This window comes from Winogradskyella epiphytica (assembly GCF_003217215.1).
GTDB classification, from domain to species: Bacteria; Bacteroidota; Bacteroidia; order Flavobacteriales; family Flavobacteriaceae; genus Winogradskyella; species Winogradskyella epiphytica.
The window spans coordinates 1-6,380 of sequence record NZ_QJTD01000017.1 but is presented as its reverse complement, the minus strand read 5'-3'; the positions used below and the strand labels follow the sequence as shown (position 1 = coordinate 6,380).

Here is a 6,380-nt window from a genome sequence, read left to right as displayed (position 1 = left end):
TTGCTAAATCTGGACTAATATATGAGGATAGTTACAGAAGTTCTTTGGTGAGAAATTAATGCTTTTTTACTTGTTTTTTACCACAGTACTTTGTTGTAGCCAGTTATTTTTTCAGAAGTTCAGAAATATCAAATTTTCCGTTTTTCCAATATTTAATTGTTCCTTTATGAATTTCAGAATTCTTTTTTAATCTTAAAAGAACAGAGTTCAAATGTTTTTCAAATTCATTATTTGTTTTTTCCATATCGTTCAGACTATCAAGAATAATTTCCATTAGCGTTTCTTTTTCCGCTTGTGAAGAATTCCGATTATCATATTCCGTTATGAATTCAGCAATTCGATTTGAGTCAGATATTTCCCATTCCCAATCTTGCATATTTTCGTCAAATTCCAAATTCAGTTTTTCGGCTAACTTTTTCCGAGTTTTTTGATTGGAATAAAAATTTCATTTTCAGTACTCATTTCTTTAATTGGCTACAACGGTCTCGGCTATGAGTAGTTGCGTGGTTTAGCACTTAACTTTGCAAGTACGCACCAAACTGAAAATCCGCGAGGATTTTCAAAAGTAGGTGAGAACAAGCAATTACTTATAGCCATTGTTGGCAATAGTTTTTTCATTCGTATGTTCCATACCAATTCAATTCCGATTTCCAATCGGTTTTTGTGTAATCCACTTTGTTATTGGTATATACTCGAAATATTTTTTTAATCCTAGTATTTTCTAAAAGAGACTTAATAGAATCGTATTGTTTTTTGGGAACTTTTTTATCCACGAACAACATATATTTAAAATCATTCTCATTTGGCTCCTTAAATGAAAAAATATATTCCATAGTTGCAAGTTCGATACCCGATAGGTTTATATATTTATCTGATTTTGATATTAGTTTGCCATTTTTATATCCAACATAAATATTATAGTCAAATTCTTTATTTCCGCTCGGAATGAGTCCGTTTTCTTTCTTGACTAAATCAATGTCGAGATTTATGTTTTTTTCAAAGTATTGATATGCATTATTAATTTTCGATAATTCAATTGTGCGTAAAGAATCAGTCTCTGTTTTGATGAATAAAGTATCCTTTTGAGAATTCATTTTATATTCAAAAACAAAGTCGGTTCTTAAATCAGGGTCAATATTTGTTAGTTGAGTATAATAAATTTTTGAATTGTCACTTCTCCAGGAGTACTTGGTTTCTCGTTCCCAAGAATTTGTCAAAAGAGAATCTTTGTAGAATCTTAAATCCACAATATTTGCACTATTCGTTGAACTCCAATTACCAAGCAAGTCGGTATCTAAGTTTTTATCCGCGCAACTTTGACAAATTGCAATTATTAATATTGTTCGAATTATGTTCATTCAAATTATTGCCAACGGTCTTGGCTATGATTTCGTTGCGGAAAAATCCGCAGGATTCTTTCCGCTGTAGCCGAAAGATAGCAAATAAGTGTTGAATTCCGATTAGGAATTCAACCGCAATGAATTATAGCCGTTGTTACCTGTAGTATTTATTTCAGTTTTTTTAAATAGTTCATCCATTCTTTTCTGTCAGACATTTTTCCATTTCCGTCACAAATAGTTGTTTCCATAATTCCATCATTCTTCTCCGTATAAATTCCGTTATCATATGCGAATATCAGATATTCTTCTCCGAGAATAAAGTCATATCCACAATCTCCACCACCAATTCCAGTTATGATTTCAATTATTTTTTTTGAATTTCCTTTAAACGAATTTGTTATTTCAATTTTGACTTTAACATTGGAATATTCCTCAATCGTTTCGTCTCCATTTTCATATACTTTAGAATTATAAGGATCTATACTGATTATTTTTCCAGTAAATACTTTTTCGGAATGTTTGAATGCTTTTTCAATCGTTAAAATTCCATCACAGTCACAAGCATAACTTCCGATTGAAAAAAATAAAGTCAATATTAGTATTGCGTTTTTCATATTACAGGTAACGGTTTCGTATAACCGTCAGTTACGGGTTAATATGCGTTAATTTTCGGTTTGGCACTGACATTAGCAATTCCGAGTGGATTCGGACGTAGTCGAATCCGCCGTAATTGCGGTTATACATTGTTGTAAAACGTTTTTATTCATTTATTCTTATGTGATTTCCGTTTCGATATTTTATAAATTCAATTCCATTTTGTGTAGAGTAAATTATACTTTCAAATTCGGTTTCAGGATTATTTGATGTCAAGTGAAATACTTGGGTGTAATCAAATCCGTCAATTGAGATGTCGGTTAATTCGAGTTCGAGGTTTTCAGTCTCTAAATCTTGAATTGTATAATATTCTTGACTATCACTGTAGATGAAAAAATCAGTATAGTTGAATTTTCTTTTTGCAATTCTAACGTAATAGATTTTGTCACTATTGCCAAATTCATATGTACATTCACTATACTCAACTAATGATGTAAAACAACTTTCGTCATCTGAAGAGTTTAAGTCAAAACTGTCTGTTACTTTTTCAGATATTATAGCATCAGTTGTCTGTGAATTATTGTCTATAAATTCTATGTTCGTATTATTGTCAAAAGGAATGACATTTTTTTCAAAACTGTTTAATTCAAAACTTTCAAATCCGTCATCGTTGCAACCACAACTAGTAATCATAAAAGAGATAAATAAACTTAGGATTAGCCTTAATTTCATAGGTTTGAGTTAAATGTTTTACAACGGTCTCGTATAACCGTCAGTTACGGGTTAAATTAGCTATTATTTTCGGTTAAGCACTGACGTTAGCAATTCCGAGTGGATTCGGACGTAGTCGAATCCGCCGTAATTGCGGTTATACATTGTTGGCTACAGTTTTTTAATTCCATTATAATTTTTCATTCAAATCTTGTCTTCCAACTATTGTCACTATCTCAACAATATTTTCATTGACTTTATAGTAAATACTATCAACTCCACATACGCAACGTCTGTATCCTTTTTTTATATAGTCAACAGATTCAAAAGAAAAAGGTCGTTCAGCAATAATGTCAAAATGTTCGAAAAAAGACTCAAAATATTTGTCCGCTTGGGTCATTCCGAATTTTTTAACTCCGTAATGATGAATTCGAATCAAGTCATTTTTCGCTTCGTTTGTCAATTTGTATTTAGCCATTTAGCAAAGACTTTGATTGAGCTAAAATACTTTCTTTGCTGTCATTCGTAAATCCACTATTTTCAGCTTTTTCAATTTTAGCTCGAATCCAATCAATTTGAACTTGCTGTTTTCGGGCTTGTCTTATCAAATCGTTAACTAATTCGCTTTTACTTGAATATTCTTTATTGTCCACTTGGGATTTTAGCCATTCATCGTTCGGCTTTGTAAATGATATACTTTGTCTCGACATAATCTAATTATTTGATGTAAATATACACCAAATATGAATCATTTCCAAATTGTAGCCAACGGTTGTGTGTATGGCTTGTTGCGGAATCACACGCAGTGTTATTCCGCCGTGGACTAAAGATAGCAAATTGCAATGAATTCCGATTAGGAATTCAGCCGCAATGAGCTATACACGTTGTTGCCCACAGTTTTTATTCGGCTTCTTTTTCAACAAACATATTCTTCTTTAATACATAAATACATTTTGTCTTAATATAATCTGAAAAATCTATTTCTTTACATTCGTCATTTTCTTTTAACTCAAGTACTATCTTTTTTTCCTCAATTTTGATTTTAGAATTACTACATTCAAGATAATATTCAGTTGAAGAAGCCACAGTTAAACTATCGGTTACATCATTTTCCCAACGGTAAGTTGAAGTGAAATATTCTGTGTCGAATATTTTTTTCATTTTTTTTAAATCGTAAATCAGAATTTTTTTATTTGTTATTCTTAAACCACCTCCTAGTCCAGAATGTCCATAAGTATCATCACAATAAACTATAAGTTCTTCATAGTTTTTTCCGTTCACTTGTTTTCTTTCAATTTTTGAAACAGTTCCATATGATGGTTCAGGCAATAAATTAAATAATATGAATTTCTTTCTTTTCTTTAGCGCAATAAATTCAGGATAAGTGTCTTGAGATAAAACAAAAGCTTTTGGTTTATTCAAAGAATCTATGACTTTCATACCAGACGATTCTATAGATTCGATAATTTTGGAATCTATTGGTACAAACTTTATTGTATCAAATTCAATCTGTCCATAGCTATTAATAGAAATTACTATAATCAGTATAAAAAGAATTTTTGTCATTTTTCAAATTGTGGGCAACGTTCAGTATAACCGCAGTTACGGGACTAAATTTAATGTTTTTCGGATAAGCACCAACGGCAGCAATTACGCTTGGATTCGGACGTAGTCGAATCCGCCGTAATTGCGGTTATACATTGTTGGCAGTAGTTTTTATTTTTCCCATTATTCCCTCGTTAGTATTGGTGTCAATAAATCCGCTTTCTAATCCAGACCTAACGTCTAAATTCTGATGTTCAATTATATTTTCTCCGAATGCTAATTTGTTCCGTATTTTTTTTAAGTCAAACACTTTGTCAAAATAAATCCAATCAGCTTTACTTTCAGACCAAGCTTTTCCATAAAATGTAATTCGCGTATTTTCTTTAATTAATTTTTTCGCTAAACGTCTCAATTCAGCCGAACGAATTGAGTTAGAAAAATCAGAAAAATAGTTCTCAAATTCAATTAATTTTTCTCCGATTTTAAACTCAAAACCGAGACTATCAACAACAGTTCTGCTTAAAATTCCATTCAATTCAGAAACAGATTGATATGAATTTAAAATCCGATTTAGGGATTTCAGAATTTCATTGTCAGGATTCAGTTTAATTTCAGAATCTAATTCCGATAATAATTTGTCTTTTTCAATTTTAAAGTTCGTCATTTTCAAATTACTGCCAACGGTCTCGTATAACCGTCAGTTACGGGTTAATATGCGTTAATTTTCGGTTTAGAACTAGCGTTAGCAATTCCGAGTGGATTCGGACGTAGTCGAATCCGCCGTAATTGCGGTTATACATTGTTGTACGCAGTTTTTTAATATTCATCTTCCATTGTTTTATCCAACCAATCAATAAAATTTTTCCACTTATAATTTGGGTCAGATTCAATTCCATTCGAGTTATGGTCAAAAATCACAACAGGAAATTCAGATTCCGAACTCCGATTGTCAAAACACCAAAAATCTCCGTTGTCTTGTCTGAAAGGTGTTAAATATTCAGGGAATTCTAATTCAGCGTAATCTTTTAAAACTTCTTCCAAGTTCATATAAGGGTCAAGTTCCTTATTTGCAAAACCAAATCCCTCAAATGCAAAATCTCCAATTGGAACTTCTTTACAGTATTTTAATTGAAAGTCAATAAATGACTTTGGAAATTTGCAATTATATTTCTCAATCAGTTCGTTCAAATCCGTTTCATTCGGTTCGGGACAATTTGACGGAAAAGCTGGTTCTCGGTCAGAATATTTTTCTTTTAAATCTTCGTATGTCATTTTTGGTCAAATTGCGTACAACGGTTTCGGCTATGAGTAGTTGCGTGGGTTAGCACTTAATTTTGCAAGTACACACCAAGCTGAAAATCCGCGAGGATTTTCAGAAGTAGGCGAGAAAAAGCAATTACTTATAGCCATTGTTGTGGTGTCGTTTTTATTCAGTCTTCTTTCTGTTTTTCAAGATGATTAATGTGATAATATAAGTCAAAACGATTGCAAAAGGAATTGCTATAAATCTATATTCAGGTAAGAGGTACCAAAGGGTTAGAATTATAATTATTCTAGTCAATGTATGAAAAATTCCAACCCAATGTTTTATAATCCAAGAAAATGGTAGCCACATTAACCCAGTCAAAATCCCCACAGTCATTGGAAGAGAGGAATAGTCAACTAGGAAAAATGGTATTGCAATTGAATAAACGAGAATTGCTTGTCCAGCTGTGAAAAGAAAAAGAGTATCAAATTCGTTTTTCGGTTTACTTTTATCTAGGAAATTTTCACCTGTGAATTTTGAAAGGAATAGTCCTAGATACACAATACTTCCAGTTCCAATAAAAATTGACCAAACTGCTACAAAGTCCGAAAAAAAGATTCCGATTAATCCGATTAAAGTCCAAATAATCAATCCAGCTAATGGTGTAGCAAGAAATTTTTGATTGATGAATTCAATTCGCTGTTGTTCAAGTGTTCTATTTGTCATTGGTTAATTCAGTCTGTTTTTTCTTTTGTGCGAGTTTTTTTTTAAATGCACCACAACGGTTTTGTGTATCTTAAGTTAGCGATTATAAATATAAGTTATAAATTAGGAATCAAATCAGAAAGAAAAAAAGAGAGGATTAAGGTTATTTTGTGTATTGAGACAGCGATCTCGTTTTTCATGACAATCCCCTCTCTTTCCTACTATTATTTCGAACAGTT

10 protein-coding genes are annotated in these 6,380 nt (G+C 31.7%); all 10 read right to left on the bottom strand.

Features of this window, described 5'->3' with window-relative positions; genetic code table 11:
• Positions 1-103 precede the first annotated feature (103 nt).
• Complete coding sequence (locus DFQ11_RS14515; protein ID WP_146221547.1) at positions 104-394, bottom strand: hypothetical protein; 291 nt, start codon at positions 392-394, stop codon at positions 104-106.
• 220 nt (positions 395-614) lie between these two features.
• Entirely contained in the window at positions 615-1,358 is a 744-nt protein-coding gene (locus DFQ11_RS15210) for a hypothetical protein (RefSeq protein WP_110476603.1), read from the bottom strand.
• A gap of 149 nt (positions 1,359-1,507) precedes the next feature.
• A complete protein-coding gene (locus DFQ11_RS14500; RefSeq protein ID WP_110476602.1) occupies positions 1,508-1,954 on the bottom strand; it encodes a hypothetical protein in 447 nt (148 codons plus the stop codon).
• Between the two features lie 145 nt (positions 1,955-2,099).
• On the bottom strand, positions 2,100-2,666 hold the full coding sequence (locus tag DFQ11_RS14495; protein ID WP_146221546.1) for a hypothetical protein: 567 nt from the start codon (positions 2,664-2,666) through the stop codon (positions 2,100-2,102).
• 169 nt (positions 2,667-2,835) lie between these two features.
• Positions 2,836-3,123, bottom strand: a complete 288-nt coding sequence (locus DFQ11_RS14490) for a type II toxin-antitoxin system RelE/ParE family toxin (protein ID WP_110476600.1) — start codon at positions 3,121-3,123, stop codon at positions 2,836-2,838.
• Positions 3,116-3,355, bottom strand: a complete 240-nt coding sequence (locus DFQ11_RS14485; protein ID WP_110476599.1) for a ribbon-helix-helix domain-containing protein — start codon at positions 3,353-3,355, stop codon at positions 3,116-3,118. Before DFQ11_RS14485 ends, DFQ11_RS14490 begins: the two co-directional genes overlap by 8 nt.
• Positions 3,356-3,545: 190 nt before the next feature.
• Entirely contained in the window at positions 3,546-4,211 is a 666-nt protein-coding gene (locus DFQ11_RS14480; protein ID WP_110476598.1) for a hypothetical protein, read from the bottom strand.
• A 127-nt stretch (positions 4,212-4,338) separates the two neighbouring features.
• The gene (locus DFQ11_RS14475) at positions 4,339-4,854 is read right to left on the bottom strand and encodes a hypothetical protein (RefSeq protein WP_110476597.1); all 516 of its coding nucleotides are present in this window, start codon (positions 4,852-4,854) and stop codon (positions 4,339-4,341) included.
• A gap of 152 nt (positions 4,855-5,006) precedes the next feature.
• Positions 5,007-5,462, bottom strand: coding sequence for an SMI1/KNR4 family protein (locus DFQ11_RS14470; RefSeq protein ID WP_110476596.1), 456 nt, complete (start codon positions 5,460-5,462; stop codon positions 5,007-5,009).
• A gap of 154 nt (positions 5,463-5,616) precedes the next feature.
• Entirely contained in the window at positions 5,617-6,162 is a 546-nt protein-coding gene (locus DFQ11_RS14465; RefSeq protein ID WP_110476595.1) for a DUF7010 family protein, read from the bottom strand.
• Between the last annotated feature and the right edge of the window lie 218 nt (positions 6,163-6,380).

Bases quoted from the DNA above. Each gene is read 5' to 3' on its own strand.
- DFQ11_RS14480 (WP_110476598.1), bottom strand. From the start codon at position 4,211: ATGACAAAAATTCTTTTTATACTGATTATAGTAATTTCTATTAATAGC.
- DFQ11_RS14470 (WP_110476596.1), bottom strand. From the start codon at position 5,462: ATGACATACGAAGATTTAAAAGAAAAATATTCTGACCGAGAACCAGCT.
- DFQ11_RS14500 (WP_110476602.1), bottom strand. From the start codon at position 1,954: ATGAAAAACGCAATACTAATATTGACTTTATTTTTTTCAATCGGAAGT.
- DFQ11_RS14485 (WP_110476599.1), bottom strand. From the start codon at position 3,355: ATGTCGAGACAAAGTATATCATTTACAAAGCCGAACGATGAATGGCTA.
- DFQ11_RS14475 (WP_110476597.1), bottom strand. From the start codon at position 4,854: ATGACGAACTTTAAAATTGAAAAAGACAAATTATTATCGGAATTAGAT.
- DFQ11_RS15210 (WP_110476603.1), bottom strand. From the start codon at position 1,358: ATGAACATAATTCGAACAATATTAATAATTGCAATTTGTCAAAGTTGC.
- DFQ11_RS14465 (WP_110476595.1), bottom strand. From the start codon at position 6,162: ATGACAAATAGAACACTTGAACAACAGCGAATTGAATTCATCAATCAA.
- DFQ11_RS14490 (WP_110476600.1), bottom strand. From the start codon at position 3,123: ATGGCTAAATACAAATTGACAAACGAAGCGAAAAATGACTTGATTCGA.
- DFQ11_RS14495 (WP_146221546.1), bottom strand. From the start codon at position 2,666: ATGAAATTAAGGCTAATCCTAAGTTTATTTATCTCTTTTATGATTACT.